At 46.1% G+C, this 17,699-nt stretch carries 15 protein-coding genes; 11 read left to right on the top strand and 4 right to left on the bottom strand.

Annotated elements, in window-relative coordinates:
* Positions 1-148: 148 nt before the first annotated feature.
* Positions 149-2,338 (bottom strand): alpha-galactosidase, encoded by a 2,190-nt coding sequence (locus tag NAF19_RS18605; protein ID WP_252791836.1) that lies wholly within the window; start codon positions 2,336-2,338, stop codon positions 149-151.
* Positions 2,339-2,628: 290 nt separating this feature from the next.
* Positions 2,629-3,897: a metal-dependent hydrolase family protein gene (locus NAF19_RS18610; protein ID WP_252791837.1), complete on the bottom strand. Its 1,269-nt coding sequence runs from the start codon at positions 3,895-3,897 to the stop codon at positions 2,629-2,631.
* Positions 3,898-3,987: 90 nt separating this feature from the next.
* On the opposite strand from NAF19_RS18610, the gene NAF19_RS18615 reads away from it, so the two are divergent.
* The 3 genes from NAF19_RS18615 to NAF19_RS18625 all read left to right on the top strand — a co-directional run bounded on the left by NAF19_RS18615 (position 3,988) and on the right by NAF19_RS18625 (position 6,265).
* Positions 3,988-4,557 (top strand): RNA polymerase sigma factor, encoded by a 570-nt coding sequence (locus tag NAF19_RS18615; protein ID WP_252791893.1) that lies wholly within the window; start codon positions 3,988-3,990, stop codon positions 4,555-4,557.
* Positions 4,547-5,350: a hypothetical protein gene (locus tag NAF19_RS18620; RefSeq protein ID WP_252791838.1), complete on the top strand. Its 804-nt coding sequence runs from the start codon at positions 4,547-4,549 to the stop codon at positions 5,348-5,350. The genes NAF19_RS18615 and NAF19_RS18620 overlap by 11 nt, the downstream gene beginning before the upstream one ends.
* Before the next feature lie 102 nt (positions 5,351-5,452).
* A complete protein-coding gene (locus NAF19_RS18625; protein ID WP_252791839.1) occupies positions 5,453-6,265 on the top strand; it encodes an outer membrane beta-barrel protein in 813 nt (270 codons plus the stop codon).
* Between the two features lie 91 nt (positions 6,266-6,356).
* On the opposite strand, the gene NAF19_RS18630 is transcribed toward NAF19_RS18625, so the two are convergent.
* Positions 6,357-6,710, bottom strand: a complete 354-nt coding sequence (locus NAF19_RS18630) for a cupin domain-containing protein (protein ID WP_252791840.1) — start codon at positions 6,708-6,710, stop codon at positions 6,357-6,359.
* Between the two features lie 281 nt (positions 6,711-6,991).
* Between NAF19_RS18630 and NAF19_RS18635 the strand changes: the two genes are divergently transcribed.
* The 5 genes from NAF19_RS18635 (at position 6,992) to NAF19_RS18655 (ending at position 13,331) form a co-directional block, all read left to right on the top strand.
* Positions 6,992-8,935 (top strand): T9SS type B sorting domain-containing protein, encoded by a 1,944-nt coding sequence (locus NAF19_RS18635; RefSeq protein ID WP_252791841.1) that lies wholly within the window; start codon positions 6,992-6,994, stop codon positions 8,933-8,935.
* 857 nt (positions 8,936-9,792) lie between these two features.
* On the top strand, positions 9,793-10,410 hold the full coding sequence (locus tag NAF19_RS18640) for a SprT-like domain-containing protein (RefSeq protein WP_252791842.1): 618 nt from the start codon (positions 9,793-9,795) through the stop codon (positions 10,408-10,410).
* Between the two features lie 146 nt (positions 10,411-10,556).
* Positions 10,557-11,198, top strand: coding sequence for an HD domain-containing protein (locus tag NAF19_RS18645; protein ID WP_252791894.1), 642 nt, complete (start codon positions 10,557-10,559; stop codon positions 11,196-11,198).
* Positions 11,199-11,345: 147 nt separating this feature from the next.
* Positions 11,346-12,653 carry a carbohydrate porin gene (locus tag NAF19_RS18650; protein WP_252791843.1) on the top strand — a complete coding sequence of 436 codons (1,308 nt, stop codon included), beginning with the start codon at positions 11,346-11,348 and terminating at the stop codon, positions 12,651-12,653.
* 144 nt (positions 12,654-12,797) lie between these two features.
* The gene (locus NAF19_RS18655; RefSeq protein WP_252791844.1) at positions 12,798-13,331 is read left to right on the top strand and encodes a YceI family protein; all 534 of its coding nucleotides are present in this window, start codon (positions 12,798-12,800) and stop codon (positions 13,329-13,331) included.
* Positions 13,332-13,422: 91 nt separating this feature from the next.
* On the opposite strand, the gene NAF19_RS18660 is transcribed toward NAF19_RS18655, so the two are convergent.
* The gene (locus NAF19_RS18660; protein WP_252791845.1) at positions 13,423-14,745 is read right to left on the bottom strand and encodes an APC family permease; all 1,323 of its coding nucleotides are present in this window, start codon (positions 14,743-14,745) and stop codon (positions 13,423-13,425) included.
* A gap of 212 nt (positions 14,746-14,957) precedes the next feature.
* On the opposite strand from NAF19_RS18660, the gene NAF19_RS18665 reads away from it, so the two are divergent.
* From NAF19_RS18665 to NAF19_RS18675, 3 genes are read left to right on the top strand one after another with little or no spacing between them, the layout of a single operon-like run.
* Positions 14,958-16,004 carry a hypothetical protein gene (locus NAF19_RS18665; RefSeq protein ID WP_252791846.1) on the top strand — a complete coding sequence of 349 codons (1,047 nt, stop codon included), beginning with the start codon at positions 14,958-14,960 and terminating at the stop codon, positions 16,002-16,004.
* A gap of 16 nt (positions 16,005-16,020) precedes the next feature.
* Positions 16,021-16,830, top strand: coding sequence for a cytidylyltransferase domain-containing protein (locus NAF19_RS18670; protein ID WP_252791847.1), 810 nt, complete (start codon positions 16,021-16,023; stop codon positions 16,828-16,830).
* A gap of 10 nt (positions 16,831-16,840) precedes the next feature.
* Positions 16,841-17,698 carry a transketolase gene (locus tag NAF19_RS18675; RefSeq protein WP_252791848.1) on the top strand — a complete coding sequence of 286 codons (858 nt, stop codon included), beginning with the start codon at positions 16,841-16,843 and terminating at the stop codon, positions 17,696-17,698.
* Position 17,699: the final 1 nt, after the last annotated feature.

Below are 17,699 nucleotides of genomic sequence, written 5' to 3' on the forward strand. Positions count from 1 at the left end.
GCACAAGGAATTTTAATATAAAATAACCAGCGCATTTATAATAGCGGCTTCTATTTTAGCTAAAAAAAACGGTCGAAAAACCACATGTTGTTTTCATGATGGTTGATTAAGCAGGGCACGTTACATAAGGTTTGTAATTGTGTCTATATCACTTAGTTTCTTTAACCGCAATCAGCACGCTTGCCCTGCCATCCCGCACATCAGGATTCACCCCAACCGTCATCAAAAACTTACCGGAGTAATTAGCCTCGGCAATGGTTGATCTTCTGCCCGGGAAAACATTCAACTCGCTAATTGTGTACATTTTATCCGGGTTTAGCCCCTTAAGTTTTATAGCGCTTGAGCCAGCATGGTATCTTGTGCTTACCAGGTAGTTAAACATTATCGCCGATGTTTTTGCAGGGTTTACATACATGATGGACGCCACATCATTTTCGCGCGGATTTTGCAGGCGGTATTGGTCGCCGTGCCATATCTCATCGCTGAATTGTTTGTAGGTGGCAACTGCGTTCTGACAAAATGCCAGCTCATCAGGTTTTAACTTGCCTATCACAATGTCGAAGCCCAGCTTGCCCATCATGGCCACATCAACCCTGAATTTAATGGGCTGTTTGCCCCAGTCGGTAACATGGTTTGAGCTGGTTAGGGCCGGGTAGAAATAAGAATTTTCCCACTGGATGAATATCCTTTCCACAGGTTCAGTATCATCGCTTGGCCAGTATTCGGTAAAGTATTTTAGTACGCCATAATCAACCCGGCCACCGCCACCCGAGCATAGCATCAATGGCACCTTAGGATATTTGGCCCGCACACGGTCGAGTACTTTATACAAGGCGAAAACGTAGTCGGTATAAAAATTCGATTGGTTTTTTTCATACGCCGAGTAAGCGTTGAAAATAATCGAGTTACAATCCCATTTAATATAAGCCAGTTCCGGATTTTTGGTAAACAAATCATCAACCACACCGAATACAAAATCCTGCACCTTTGGGTTGGTTAAATCGAGCACCAGCTGGTTGCGCATGTAAAGTTCGGGGCGTTGCGGTTGTTTTATTACCCAATCCGGATGTTTTTCGTATAATTCGCTTTTGGGGTTCACCATTTCCGGCTCAATCCATATCCCGAATTTTACATCATTTGCTTTTGCTTCTTTAACCAGATAGGCAATATCATTAGGCAGTTTGGCTTTGTTTACCTGCCAGTCGCCCAGGCCGGCATGGTCGCCGTTGCGGGGGTATTTGTTGCCAAACCAGCCGTCATCCAGCAAAAACATATCAACACCAAGCTTTTTGGTGTCCTTTAAAAGCCCGGCCAGCTTCGGTTCGTTAAAATCAAAATAGGTAGACTCCCAGTTATTCAGCAGGGTTAGCCGCGGGCCGTTGCCGTCGACAATTTTATAATTACGTGCCCAGCTTTGCAGGTTGCGGCTGGCTTCGCCTTTGCCTTTATTGCTTAGCGTATAAACAAATTTTGGCGTTGTAAATTCAACACCGGGTTTCAGTACATAATCGGCAGCAAAGTTATTTATACCAGCTATCAACCGCAGGTTATTCGCCGGGTCGACTTCAAAATCAATGCGGAAGTTACCGCTCCATTCAAGGTTGCCATACATTACTTCGCCTTCATCCTCGCCGGCGGGCTTGTTCAATGATACCATGAATACGGGCGGTTCAAACAAATCTGCGCGGGTACCAAGTTTCGAGTCGATGGTTTTTATGCCATGGTTAAGGGCCTCTTCCTCGGGCTGCATTTCCTGCGCCCAGTCGCCATGGTAATGTTTAAGCCAATATCCGCCTGCTTTTATGCAAAGGTTGGCTGACGCGTACTTATTAAGCACCACATCCTTTTTTTCGTGATGGGTAATAACGCTCCATTGCTCGGTTACATCCTCGTTATAATAGGTCTGATAATTAAGCGTAACCTCAAAATCGTAAACCGAATCCTTCAGCTTAATGCTCAGCAGGCTTACATCGTCATTAATTTTAGTAACAGTATGATTAACGTATTTCAGATCTAACGATTTATTGCCATCAGCATGAGTTACTGCGATGGCCGGCTCCAACAGGTTGCGCGTGCCGGAAGAAGTGTAAGCGTTGTTATAGCTGCCAATAGTCCCACTAAAGTTGTACATTTTGGCAATCGAGCCGTATTCGTTTTTATCGGTAAGCTTGCTGCCAAAATAAACCATGTTCAGCAGCTTATCCGGGGTTACCTGCAAAACAAGGGCATTGTCTTTTGTTTCAACGGGGATAACTACGTCCTGTGCTTTTGCACTAATAACAGTAAACAGGCACAAAAATGCACCAGTGAGGAGAGTGTTTAAGTATGATTTATTCATAATTGGTTTATTATAGCGGATGATATTAATCCAGCAAATCAAATTGTCGCGCGTCTATTTTTCGGCTAAAGCCCTTGTCAACTTATATTATTGTCCGTCACTTAAAAGTGACGGCAATGATGGGTTGTTAATCTAAATTCATTGCCGTCGGTTTTAACCGACGGATTGCCAACAGTAAAAGGCCGGCTTTAGCCACAAGGCGCTATGCTATTTATCGGACACAAACAGATTTAAAGCAGACAGTCGCCTGTTAATTTCTTGTTCTTGGTTCTTGGTTCTTGGCTCTTCTCTCAATAAATCACCCCGTCCTTCATCACCATCTTCACCTGTTTCACTGCTTTTATATCTTCGGCAGGGTTACCTTCAACGGCAATAATATCCGCAATATAGGTGGATTTTATATTCCCGAGGTCATTTAATTGAAAAACTGTCGCATTTACACTTGTAGCCGATTTTAGCACGTCAATTGGCTTCATGCCGTAGTCAACCATTAGCAACATTTCGCGTGCATTATCGCCGTGGTCAAACACGCCCACGTCGCCACCCATGCAAATAGTTACGCCGGCTTGCATCGCCTCTTTAAATATCTCGCGCTTATGGGTAACGCTTTCGGGCTCAGGGTCGGTTCCTTTTTTCCAGCCTGCATAGGTAAATATGGCTTCAGTTGCTGCAAGTGTGGGGCACAGCGCTATGCCTTTTTCCTTCATCAGCTTAAATAGTAGCGGTGTGCCGCCATCGCCGTGCTCAATTGTTGTTACGCCGGCGGCAATGGAACGTCGCATACCTTCTTCCGTTCCCGAATGCACGGCCACTATCCGGCCGCTGCTTTTGGCAACCTCAACTGCTATTTTCAATTCGGCTTCGGTAAAAGTGGGCTGGGTGGTGCCGTTTTCGCCCCAACGGTAATCGGCATAAAGCTTTACCACATCGGCCCCATGGCCAATCTGCGACCGCACCACACGGGTGATGCCATCAATGCCATCTGCTTCCTCGCCGCCTGTAATTACGCTTGCTTCGGCAACGTTGCTTTTAGGCCCATAGCTGCCGGTAGCTACAATGGCGCGGGTGGCAACCAACATACGCGGACCCGGAATAACGCCCTTTTTGATAGCCTCCCTTAAGCCTACATCATCATAAGCTGCGCCTTCGGTGCCTAAATCCCGTACGGTTGTAAAGCCGGCCATCAGCGTAGCTTTTGCGTGGTTAACCGCGCGTGCCGTACGTTCGGCCCGGCTTTCGTTCAGCACCTGGTTGTTCCACGAAGTTTGATTATAAGGGTGCAGGAATAAATGGGAATGCCCCTCAATCATGCCCGGCATTACTGTTTGGCCCTTTAGTTCGATAATTTTTACTGATGAAGGCACTGTTATGCTGTTGGGCTCGCCGGCGGCCTCAATGCGGCTGCCTTTTATTAAAACCCACCAGCCTGCATGCATTTGTTGCCCGTCAAAAACGCGGTCGGGCTTTAGCAGGATGTAGTTGTCAAATGTTTTTTGCTGCGCGATGATGGACGTTATTAGCGATAAGATTAAGGTGAAGGTTAGGTTTACAGTTTTCATAATTGTATTTGTAGTTGTAAAGCAAGTTATTAAATTTATTTTTAATCCCGTGCAACCATTTCGCAACCCTTTTCATCTTACCTTTAAATGATGTTTTTGGAGCCAAAATATACTATTGACGAACTGGTAAAAAGATGTAAGGCAAATGAGCGTAAAGCCCAGGAAATGCTGTACAAACAATTTGCTTCGAAAATGCTTGGGGTTTGTTTACGCTACGCAACCGACCGTATGGAAGCCGAGGATATGCTGCAAAATGGGTTTATCAAGGTTTTTAACAAGATAGAAGACTACCGTGGAGAAGGCTCGTTTGAAGGATGGATACGGCGGATAATGGTACACAGTTCGATAGAGTACTACCGCAAATATCATAAAATGGTGCAGCTGGTTGATATTGAGGATGCTGCCGGGCATACATCGGTTGATGCACAGGCCACGTCAACGCTGGCCGCTAATGAGTTGATGGCTTTGATACAGCAACTGGCTCCGGGTTACCGCATAGTATTTAACTTATACGCCATTGAAGGCTACTCGCACCGCGAAATAGCTGAAATAACCGGGATAAGCGAGGGGGCATCAAAATCGCAACTATCAAGGGCGCGGTCGGTATTAAAAGAACAAATAGTAAAAATGGAAGGTAAACGATATGGATATGCAGGATAAAGAATTTGATACGCTGTTTCGCTCGAAGCTTGAAAACTTTGAGGCCGCACCTACCAGCCAGGTATGGGACGGTATTGTTGAGGGCCTGCATGGCAAACGCCGTTATGCTGTATTGTTGCCATGGTTAAGTATAGCCGCAAGCGTACTTGTTTTGGTAGCTTCAGGGGTATTGTTTATCCCGCAGAAAACAGCCGTTAAGCCTTCTGCTAGCCACGAAATTGCTAAAACACAGGTAACGCCGCAGGTTATTAAACCAAGCCCGGCAATACCACAACAACAAAGTATAGCGCAAATACCTGCAGTTGCAACTGCACCGGTTAACCGGATGGCACAGGTAAGACCTGTAAAAACAAATGTGCAAGCACCTGTTACAAACACAGCACCTGAAACCGTGCCGGCGAATGTAAATGCAGCGCAACCGCACGAACAACAAATAATAGCAGCAGTACAGCCAAAAGAAGTAATTTCGCCCGAAGCTCCGGGCTCGCAAACGCAGGTAGTTGCCCCGCAAACGGTAGATATGCCCGTGGCCGCTGCCATTAAACCGGTAATAGCCGCAGCGATGCCAAATATTGTAGATAAACAAAGTATTGCGTCGGCAAGGCCAAAACATAAAGCACATGGCATAGGCGGCTTCCTTAACACCGTAATTGCTGCGGTTGATAAGCGAAAAGATAAAATAATTGAGTTTACTGATTCGGATGATGACGATGAGTCGAACATTACAGCGGTTAACCTGGGGATACTAAAATTTAAAAAGGATAAAGCAGAAGTGAGTAGTTTGGCTAAATGAGAGGTTGATTGGGTTAAAGCATAGTGTACATGTTGCTTTTTCTAACTCAACCAACCTAATCCAACTGAATCAACAAATCAACTAAAATTAACAACAGACAAAATGAAACGCATAATAATTACTACAATATTAAGTATAGCAATCTTCGGTGCTTTTGCACAAACTAAAAAGGACAGCAGCATGGCTGTGCCCGATTCTGTAAAAAGAAAAAGCGTTAACATCTCGCTAAGTGTTGGCGACGACGACTCCCACCGGTGGAAAGATACCACTACTTATAACGACAGGTCGTACCCACGGTTCTCATTCGGTATCACGTTCTCGAGGTTTGATTTGGGACTGGCTACCTTGATTGATAACGGCAGCTTTACCCTCTCGCCTAAAAACGACTTTTTGCGCTACCGCTCGTGGAAAACCAGCAACGTAGGTTTCGACCTGGTGCAGATGGGTGTAAGGTTTAGCCCCAACTTTAAGATATACCTTTCTGGCGGGTTCGACTGGACGCTGATACGCCTGCGTGAAGATATCACCATACTGCCTAACCAGCCGGTGCTGACTTATCGCCGCGATAATATCGACTACAGCAAAAACCGCTTTTCATCAACCTACCTGCGTATACCGCTATCGTTTGATTTTCGCACCAACGAGAATAACGAAGGAAAACGCGCGCATATCGTGTTCGGTCCGGATGGTGGCCTGCTGCTGGGTGGCCGGGTGAAGCAAATAAGCAAGGAAAACGGGAAGCAAAAGATAGATGACGACTATCATTTCACAAAATTCCGTTATGGTGGCTTTGTACGCTTTGGTTACGGCGACATGGGCATCTTTGCCAAATACTACTTCAACGATATGTTTGAAAACAGCCCCGACCAAAAAGGGTTAAAGAATTTATCCTTTGGATTTACTTTAGGGTTTTAAAGGATTGTTGAAAGGTTGGAACGGACTGTTGAAAAGTTGGAATGTTGTAAAGTTGAAAGGTTAAAAACACCAACATTACAACCTTTCAACTTTACAACGTTACAACATCCACGTTCACCCTGTCCCCATGGGACTTCGGCTCGGATATTACTAAAAAATGCAAATCGGCATCGCTATTGTTTAATATGCGGTGCTTTGTGTTTGGGGCTATGTGGATCGATTCATTTGCCTGTACTGTTTTGCTTTCCCCTCCAACCTCGAATGTCGCGGTTCCGGATAAAATATAGAATACCTGCTGTGCATTATGGTGGTAATGCAACTGCTCGCCGGTGCCGGGTGGCATGCGTTCCTGTATAACGCTTAGCGTGTTTGATTTTAACAGGTGCCAGCCGTCGCACTGGTTGCCCCAGGTATAATGTTCGGCATTTTGGGTGGATGTAATCATAGTACAAATTTAAATTTTCCGGGGCAAATTTTAAGCCCCACCTAAATCCTCCCCGGTAGGGAGGACTTGAAAAAATGAAAGTGCGCGAAGCTAAAGTCTCCCCTACCGGGGGAGATTTAGAGGGGGCTTTACGCTATACAGGCAGTACAATTTGATACAAGTTTGAACAAACGGCGCAATAAGGCCAAAAAACCGTTTGTTTTTGTAATTTAACCCTTAAGCGTTAGCTAATTAAATTACATTTGAGGTTCAAACCAATGCTTCGCGCCTTTTAGTTATTGATGAAACCGTTTTGGCTTAAGTTATTTTTACCGGCAATTGGTATCCTGTTGGCTATGCAAAGCTACGCACAGGTATGTACTGGCAGCCTTGGCGACCCGGTTATTAACCAGGATTTTGGCTCGGGCGTAAACCCCGGTGCGCCATTATCAACCAGTGTAACCAACTATAATTATTATAACGCCGATTGCCCCAACGACGGCAGCTATACCATTGCCACCAGCACCAATGCCTGTTTTGGCCGCAGCTGGCACACCGTATCAAGCGACCATACCGGCAACCCCAACGGGTACATGATGATTGTTAATGCCTCAAACGACCCCGGGCTTTTTTACACGCAAACCGCCGAAGCCGGGCAATTATGCCCTAACACTACTTATTACTTCTCTGCATTTATAGGTAATCTGATTCTCTCTTCGGCCTGCGGCGGCGCAGCGACAAAACCAAACATTACCTTTTCTATTGAAACCCCGGAGGGTCTAAAACTGAACCAGCCCTATAATACCGGGGATATCGATACCTCGCCCGAATTTACATGGAAGGAATACGGCACCTATTTTACCACCCCGGCAAATGTTACCACCGTTGTGGTAAAAATGATAAACAATGCCCCCGGCGGCTGCGGTAACGATTTGGCGTTGGATGATATCACCTTTCGCGCCTGCGGGCCGCTTATCCAATCGGGATTTGGGGCATCTACAGGGCAAGGCACGCAGGAGTTGTGCGAGGGCGGCAGTGCCAAATATTCGCTGAAAGCTGACGTAACCGGCCCAAGTCCCGTATTGCAATGGCAGGCAAATTACAACGGACAAGGTTGGGGAGATATCCAGGGTAAAAACACCAACACCCTCGACCTTGATTTTCAGAATGCTGTAAAAGGCATTTACCAGTACCGCATCGGTGTTGCCAACGGGTCTGACATTGCATCGGTTGGGTGCCGGGTTTATTCAACGCCGTTGACGGTCACGGTTAACCCGCTGCCGGTCGTCGCGGCCATACCGCCTAAGACCTTTTGCGAGGGATACCCCCTTACGCTGGAGGCTACCGGCGGGGCAACTTACTTATGGACGGGGCCGGGCATGCAGCCTACTACGCAAAATCCATTGGTAATAAACAGCGCTACACCGGCAAACCAGGGTACCTATACCGTTGTTGCCACGTCCGACAAAGGCTGCCCCGCAGCGCCCGTGCAGGTGCAGGTTAAAGTTGTGCCCAAAGTCGTGGCAGTAGTAAGCGGCCCTGTCCCCATTTGTGCAGGCGATAAAACGCAATTAACCGCATCAGGCGGCTTATATTACAAATGGACGCCATCAACCGGGCTCGACCATGACGATATCCCCAACCCGGTTGCCAGTCCGTTAGAGACTGCTACATACGCTGTAAACGTGAGCAACGATGGCTGTAATGACGATACCAAATCAATAACCGTAACCGTAAGGCAGCTTCCTACAGCCGATGGCGGCGGCGATAAAAAGATATTCGAGGGGCAATCGGTAAAACTGAATGGTACCATAGGTGGCGATGAAATCAGCAGCTTTGCCTGGTCGCCCGCAACAGCGCTTGATAACCCATCGTCGGTTACGCCAACGGCCAACCCGACAGATGATATTACCTACACCCTTACAGTAACATCGCAAAACTGCGGCATAGCAACCAGCAAGGTTTTTGTAAGGGTTTATAAAAAAGTAACGGTACCCAATGCATTTTCGCCCAATAATGATGGTATCAATGACCTTTGGAATATCGAGGCGCTGGTAACCTACCCTGATTGTTCGCTACAGGTTTTTGACCGGTATGGCAGAAACGTATTTAAAAGCACCGGCTACTCAAAAGCCTGGGACGGCACCTATGGCGGCTCGCAGTTGCCCGAAGGGGTTTATTATTATATCATCGACCTAAAAAATAATACGCCAAAGCTTACGGGGTGGGTGCTGATTGTGAGATAAAAAGCCTTCAAATCCACGTCATTGCGAGGAACGAAGCAACCTCTACGAAGGACAGTCATGGACCGTTATCTGGTGGTATCCCAAATGCGGCGTTTGAGTAAACACAAGCTTTTTACTTCTTGATTAGCAGGCGTAAAGATTGCTTCGTTCCTCGCAATGACGTGATGGTGAGTTTGGAGCGGCTGGAACGTTTGTTATAGGGGATAACGGGAGTTACAAGTGTTACAAGGAAATAGCCATAAACCACCAACCGGCCTGTCATGCTGGGCGGGAAATGACAAAAAAGGGTGTCATGCTGAGGCACTCGAAGCATGCGGGCAAAGGCCTATACAAGCGGACAGGTCTGCGCACAGCTAAGCACGCGGACAGGCCACTGCGCTCATGCTTCGAGTGCCTCAGCATGACACCCTTTGTATTGCTTGGTTTTACAATCCAGTCTGATCATGCCAATCTTTAAATCCTATAAATCATGGTTCAGACAAATGTTTCCTGTAACGGATGGAACGCGTGTAAAGGGGAATAACAAACGTTCCAAGTGTAACAAACCGTCGCCTTTTGCCTTTCAGCCAAGTGCAAATCAAATTGTCGCTTACAGATTTTTGGCTAAAGCCTCTATCGTGTTATTTATGTCCCGTCCCTTAAAAGGGACGGCAATGAAACAGTTCTTTTCAATTCATTGCCGTCTGGCTTTAGCCGACGGAAATTATAAAATAACAATGCAGGGCTTTAGCCAAATTTCGCCATGCTGTATGGTGGGGAAGATAAACGTCTGTCAGGTATTACGGCTTCAATTTGGTTTGCGCCCTTTCAGCTTTTACCTTTCACGTCAAAACCCTATCTTTGTATTGAGGTAAAAATTGGATAAAGTTAAAGTTTTAGAAAGGTATCTCCCGCCCGATGCTGCCCCGCTCATCGGCCGCTGGATTGACTACTTTAAATGCGAATTTAAAATTTCGCGCAACCGCAACACAAAATTTGGCGACTACCGGCCCCCGCATTCGGGCAAAGGGCACCGCATTTCCGTTAATTTCGATTTAAATCCCTATGCTTTCCTGGTAACAACCGTGCACGAGTTTGCGCACCTTCATACCTGGAACGAACACAAGCATAAAGCCAAACCGCATGGCACCGAGTGGAAAATGAATTTTAAACGGATGATGCAACCATTTTTTGAGAAAGAGGTTTTCCCGGCGGATGTTAAACACGCCATAACAAGCTATTTGAATAATCCGGCCGCATCCAGCTGCACCGACCTTAATTTGTACCGGTCGTTGCGTAAGTACGATGCTCCAAAGGAGTCGGAAGCAGTGGCAACGGTTGAGAAAATCCCGTTAAAAGCAATGTTTAAGCTGAAGGACGGCCGTATATTCAGGAAAGAGGAAAAGCTGAGGAAGCGTTATAAATGCACAGAAATAAGCTCGAAACGGGTGTATTTATTTAGCCCGGTTGCCGAGGTTGAGCTGATTGCAGATTAATTGACCTGGGTATGCGTTTTACCGCAGGCCTGCGACCTGCGCTGGTGAATTTCGCTCCGTTGGAGCTTGGAAAACACCGAGCCCCAAAGGGGCGGCACCCGTCAGCACAGGTCGCAGGCCTGTGCTAATAGACGTTTCAATTTATGATGGACAATTTAGTATTGATTGATAAAACCGTAGCCTTTGTAAAACAGACACTAGAGGATGCCGAAGGCGGTCATGATTGGTGGCACATACACCGCGTATGGAACAATGCCCGGCTAATTGCCCAAACCGAACAGGCTGATGCGCTAACCGTTGAACTCGCCGCCCTGCTGCACGATATTGCCGACAGTAAGTTTCATAACGGCGATGAAGAGATAGGCCCCCAAACGGCGGGCAACTTTTTAAACGGTATTAATGTTGATGCGGAAACCATTCACCATGTACAGCAGATCATCAGGCATATTTCGTTTAAATCAGGCTTTGATAAAAAAGAATTTCAATCCATCGAGCTGGATATTGTGCAGGATGCCGACCGCCTTGATGCCATTGGAGCGATAGGTATTGCCCGAGCTTTCAGCTATGGAGGTTTTAAAGGCCGTGAACTCTATAATCCCGAAGTTACGCCAAATTTGAACATGACCAAGGCCGAATATAAAGCCTCGACCGCGCCCACTATTAATCACTTTTACGAGAAACTGCTATTGCTTAAGGACAAAATGAACACCGAAACAGGTAAACGACTTGCCCAACAGCGGCATGATTTTATGCTGGCCTACCTGGAGCAGTTTTATTCGGAGTGTTAATCGCTTACCTTATTTCTTAATCCCGGGATAACAATAGACACATTTAGCTGTTGCATCTTGCAAACTAATATTATTATATTTTAAATTTAGGCATGTCTAAATTTTTTATTAGATTTGTATAAAATTTACAATGTTGCATCAGCCCTTATGAAGAAATACCTACTATACCTATTAATTATTGCCGGGATAAACAGCGCATTTGCGCAGGATACAGTAAAAAAGGAACGCTTTAGCTTCCATTTTCAGCAGACCATAATTACACAATATAAACCCGGTTTCAGCGCCAGCTATACAGGGCTGAACAGTTTATCAACAAAAGAAGAAACGCAGAGTTCCATTACCTCTACCTTTTTTGGTGCTGCCAGGCTATGGAAAGGCGCCGAAGCCTATTTTAACCCAGAAATTTCGGGAGGGGCAGGCTTGAGCAAAACTTTAGGCATAGCAGGTTTCCCTAACGGCGAAACATTCAGGGTAGGCTCTGCTGAACCGAAAATTTATATCGCGCGTTTATACTTTAAACAGAATTTTGAATGGGGAGCAGAAAAGGATACCATACAAAGCGATGCCAATGTTTTGGCAGGCTTAAAAAGCAAACGTTATTTTTCGATAGCTGCCGGTAAATTTGGCATGGCCGATTTTTTTGATGGTAACCAGTTTAGTCACGACCCGCGCTCACAGTTTATGAACTGGGCATTGATGGATAACGGCGCCTGGGATTATCCCGCGAATACCCGCGGCTACACCATGGGCATAGTTACCGAACTTGGCCAGCCAACCTGGACACTGCGCTTTGCCCTTACCATGGTAGTTACGCAAGCCAATTCCTCGATATGGGACGGCAAAGTAGGTAAAGCCAATACACAAACGCTGGAGTACGAAAAACGCTATACTTTGAACGGTCAGAAAGGAACACTGCGTGTGCTGGGCTTCAGGAACAACGGCAAATTCGGTGATTATAACTTAAGTATCGCCCAAAATCCAACCGCACCAAATGTAGATACCACGCAGGCTTACGGCCGGCATAAATATGGCTTCGGTATAAGCGCCGACCAATATTTAAGTAAGGATTTTGGGGTATTTGCAAAAGCCAGCTATAACGACGGCCATACGCAAACCTGGTTTTTTACCGAGATTGACCGCACGGTATCTTTCGGCGGTGTGCTAAAAGGTACCTCATGGAAACGCGCTGATGATGAAGTTGGATTGGCCTTTATTGGCAACGGTTTATCGGCCCCTCATAAAAATTACCTGGCGGCAGGTGGCTACGGGTTTTTAATTGGCGATGGCAAACTAAACTACGCCCCCGAAATGATTGCCGAACTGTATTACAAGGTTAACGCTTATCAGCACAAGTTATTTTTAACACCCGATTACCAGTTTATTGTAAACCCGGCTTATAACAAAGACAGGGGGCCGGTAAATGTGTTTTCGATAAGGGCACATGTGGAATTTTGAATCGGGATTTAGGGATTTAATGGATTAACGCGATGTATGCCGACTAAATTTAACCCCGCATTAATCCTTTCTCTCTTTTTTCAATCAAATGTAAAAATCGCGTTGGTTTATAACCATTCTAAACAAAATGCGTTTATTAGTACAATGAAGAAATTTTTGCTGCCCGTATTGCTGATTGTTGTTGCATCGACTGCTTTTACCTATGTAAACAGTACGGTAACCCGTGCTGCCATAGCTTTTAAAACCAAAAATATGGGCATCGGCGTTGATGGCACCATTGGTGGTTTACAGGCCGATATCCACTTTAACGCAGCCAACCTCGCAGCCAGCAGCGTCGAGGCGTCGGTTGATGTAAACACATTAAATACCGATAATTCAAGTCGTGATGAGCATTTGCACGGCGAGGACTTTTTCGACGTAACGAATTATCCAAAAATCTTCCTGAAATCGGTATCAATAAGTCACCGAAGCGGCAACAACTATACCGGCCGGTTCAATTTGACTATAAAAGCCAAAACTAAACAGGTTGATATTCCATTCACGCTTACCCAGGCCAACGGCACATCAACCTTTAAGGGCAGCTTCAAAATAAACCGCCTTGATTACGGCATAGGCACCAGCAGCCTGGTACTAGCCGATGAGGTGAGTATTAATATTGATGCTGCGGCTAAGGATTAAATTTAGTCTTGAGTCGAAAGTCTTGAGTCCTAAGTCGGAAAAGGTTATTATTGACTTAGGACTTCCGACTAAAGACTATTGACTTGACTCTTCAGTTCTTATGATACGGTTTCCTCCAAACAATAATGCGCCATACCAGCTCAGCACTTGATAGTGCCACAATTGCAAAAACTGCAGCCCAAACAGCATGCTCTTCTGATGAAAATGCGCCAAACAGCGCAACAAAATAAACGGTAAAGGGTAGCAAAATCATCAGGCAGAGGCCAGGGATACCCAAAGGGATTGTGAACGGGCGATGTCTATCCGGCTCTGCTCTGCGTAGTCTTATTAGCGACACATATTCGAGTGAGAGGCCGGCGCCGTAAACGGTGACATCGATAATCAGTAAATCGCCGAATTTCCATAGCGTCATCAAGCTTACAATAACAGAACATACGATTATTGACACGTAGGGCGTTTGAAAACGGCGATGCTGGCGGTTAAGTCCTTTATGCAGCAAATCATCATCAGCCATTACCTTTGGCACCCGCGAAACAGATAATAAAACTGCGGCGTATATCCCCAGGCTGCTGGCCATGCCTGCAAAAGCAATCAGGCCCCCAAGCCATTTGCCGCTGATAATTTCGGCTACTGCCGGGAAGCCTTTATCTTCTAAAACTGCAGCACTTATACCGGTTTGCTGGGTAACTAAAATCACCATAACATATAACACTATAACCAGCACGAAAGCAGTAAAAACAGATACCAGGTACGATTTTACCGGTTTATCAACCTCTTCGGCATAGGTGGTTACATTGTCCCAGCCCAGGCAGTTCCACATTACCACATACAGCCCCATGCCCAGGGAAGGGAAGGGAACACCTGTTAATGATGGCGACGGGATATGTATACCACCGGTATGGTGCGCAAAAAAAAGCGTAAACATGATGATGAAAGGCGCAAACACTATCGCCCCTAAAAATAACGCGGTCCTTCCCACCGGTACGATGCCTAATATATTAAGCCCTGCCGATACCCAGACAACGCATAAACACAAAGGGATACGGTATTCGGCCAATGCCGGGAAAAAGTAGGAAGCATACAGCACAAACAGCCCCGGGTAAATTGCCAGGTCGACAAACGTGTAGAGCCAGGTCCACCAACCTTCAAAAAACCCCCAGCGGGTGCCGAGCGCATATTTTACCCATTTGTAGTAGCCGCCGGTTATGGGCATCATGCTGTTCAGCTCGAGCACGGTTAAAATTGCGGGCACATCCCACAGTATCGGGGTTATAATCAAGAGCAGTAGCGCACCATGTTCACCTACATGCGTTAGCAAAGGTTCAAGCCCGTACGGCCCGCCGGATACGGTAAAAAAGATAACAGCGACAAGCTGTATAATCCTTATTTTTTTTAGTGGCAAAGCGGCTGGCATCGGCAATAAAAATATTATTTATTAGCCGTGAAATCTAATGCCAACTTTAAAATTTCCTTAAAAAAACATTAACTCAACGTATCATAAATTTTACAATTTATTCCCTTCCCGCATACCGTGTTAAACCAAAATTAAGTAACCGTTACATTTCTTCCGCGCCTTAAAAAGCCGCAACCTATTGTTTAGTTTTAATAAAATTGAAAGCTATTGCTATGCGGAAAAAGATATTATTTATCACCGGCTCCATCAATCAAACCACACAGATGCACCAGATATCGCGGCACCTGCAGCAGTACGATTGCTGGTTTAGCCAGATGTTTCCCAACTCCCAATTTTTAAAGACCATTATAAAACATACGCGGCTTGCCGATGGAACAGTATTAACGGGCCAGTTTCGGAAAAACTCCGAAAACTACCTGTCATCGCAGGGTTTGCAGATTGATTACGGTGCGCAATTAAACAAGTATGACCTTGTGGTTTATTGCTCGGACATGGTGGTAGACCCTAAGTTTAAGGATGCCAAAACGATTTGGGTGCAGGAGGGGATGATTGATAAACGCACCATATTAACCGGGATTGTAAAGGCGCTGGGTGTTGCCCCTTATTTTACCGGCGATACATCATTAAATGGTTCGACCAACCAATGCGACATTTACTGTGCCGCATCCGAAGGATATAAAAATCATTTTACTAAATATGGCACAGCAGCAGAGAAATTAATTGTAACCGGGATACCGAATTACGATAATCATGTTGAGTATGTAAAAAACGATTTCCCGTTTCGTGATTATGTGATGGTGGCGACGTCGGACATGCGAGAAACCTATCGTTTTGAAAACCGTGTGGCGTTTATAAAAAAGGCGGTTAAAATAGCTGCCGGCCGGCCTATGCTTTTTAAACTGCACCCGAATGAAAAGTTCGACAGGGCCGAAGCCGAGATCCGCAAGTATGCACCCGCCGGAACATTGGTATTTAACAGCGGCAACACCAGCCACATGATAGCCAATTGCTGCGAACTGGTAACGCAGTATTCGACAGTAGTTTATACCGGCATTTCGCTGGGTAAAAAAGTGCATTCGTGTTTTAATGTGGATGAATTGAAGCGCTTGTCGCCCGTGCAAAACGGCGGCACGTCGGCAATAAACATCGCCCAGGTTTGCAGCGCATTTATAGAGTTTGAGGGGAAGAAAGAAGATTTCGTTCCGGCGTTTATACCGCTGCCTGTGGCCATGCCGGATTACGAGTGTGAATACGCATAACAGCATTGCAGAGGGTATGGGGTTAAAAATAGTGATCGTTGTACAGGCCCGGATGTCGTCGAGCCGTTTATCGGGGAAGGTTATGCTCCCGGTTTTAGGGAAAAGCCTGCTCTACCGCATGATTGAACGGCTGAAGCTGGTGCGCAACGAAGTACAACTGGTAGTCGCTACATCGCATAAGGGGGATGATGATATCATCGAATACGAATCCTTAAAAATGGGGGTGCCCTGCTTCAGGGGCGACCTTAATAATTTGCTCGACCGGCATTACCAGGCAGCAAAAGCATTTGAAGCTGATATCGTGCTTAAAATACCGTCCGATTGCCCGCTTATCGACCCTCAAATTGTTGACAACGTGCTTGATGTTTTTATGGCCGATGGCGGTAAATACGACTATGTAAGCAACCTGCACCCGGCTACTTACCCGGACGGGAACGATGTGGAGGTGATGACTATAGATTGTTTAAAAAGGGCGTGGCAGGTAGCTGTAAAACCTTTGGAACTGGAGCATACCACGCCTTATATATGGGAAAACGCCGGCAGGTTCAGGATAGGTAATGTGAGCTGGGAAACAGGGCTCGATTATTCCATGTCGCACCGCTTTACCATCGATTACGAAGCCGATTATCAATTTATAAAAAGGGTATTTGAAGAACTGTATGAAGCAAACCCGGCATTTACCTGTACCGACATTATAAACCTGCTTGAGGCAAAGCCCGGGATATACAACATTAATGCACAATACGCCGGCGTAAACTGGTACCGCCATCATTTGGATGAGCTAAAAACCATTACCGCTGAGCAGACAAAAATACCTGCAGTATAAACCAATAATAATGCACCAAACACAAATAAACCGGCTTGAAGCAACAGCTTTAAACGTACGCGAACATATTATAAAAATGTCGACCGATGGGGGCTGCTTTGTTGGCGCCTCACTGTCGGCTGCCGATTTGATAGTTTACCTGTATTCGGAGTTTTTAAATGTAAACGCAGGAAACTTAAACGATCCAAACCGCGATTACCTGTTCCTGTCAAAGGGCCATGACGTACCAGCACTCTACGGCACATTCGCCGAATTGGGCTTGCTGGAAAAAGAGCGCCTTCAAAATCATTTAAGCCTTAACGATAATATTTACTGGCACCCCAATACAAAAATACCGGGTATCGAGTTTCATTCCGGCTCACTGGGGCATTTGCCGTCGGTGGCAATTGGAGTGGCCATGGATATTAAAATACGTGGCGGCAGTAACAGGGTGGTTTGTATTATGGGCGATGGCGAACTGAATGAAGGTACCTGCTGGGAGGCTGCCCTGGTGGCCAACGCCTATAAGCTTGACAATTTGATCTTCGTGATTGACCGCAACCATTTCCAGGCCAATATGGCAACGGAGGATTTGATCCCGCTGGAGCCGCTGCACGATAAATTTACGGCATTTGGCGCCGCAGTAAAACGCATAAACGGCCACGACTTTGAGGCCCTGCACGAGGCATTTTCCGCGTGCCCATTTGAAGCCGGCAAGGTTAACGTGGTAATAGCTGACACGGTTAGGGGCAAAGGCCTGCCCAGCATTGAGCGCCGCGCCGACAGGTGGTTCTGCAATTTTAACGCCGAAGAAGTTGACAGCCTGCTGAAAGAACTGCACGGCGAGCACACCACACAATTAACATCAGAAACTTTAGTAGTGAGGTAAC

It is taken from the genome of Mucilaginibacter flavidus, from assembly GCF_024055575.1.
Taxonomy (GTDB): Bacteria; Bacteroidota; Bacteroidia; order Sphingobacteriales; family Sphingobacteriaceae; genus Mucilaginibacter; species Mucilaginibacter flavidus.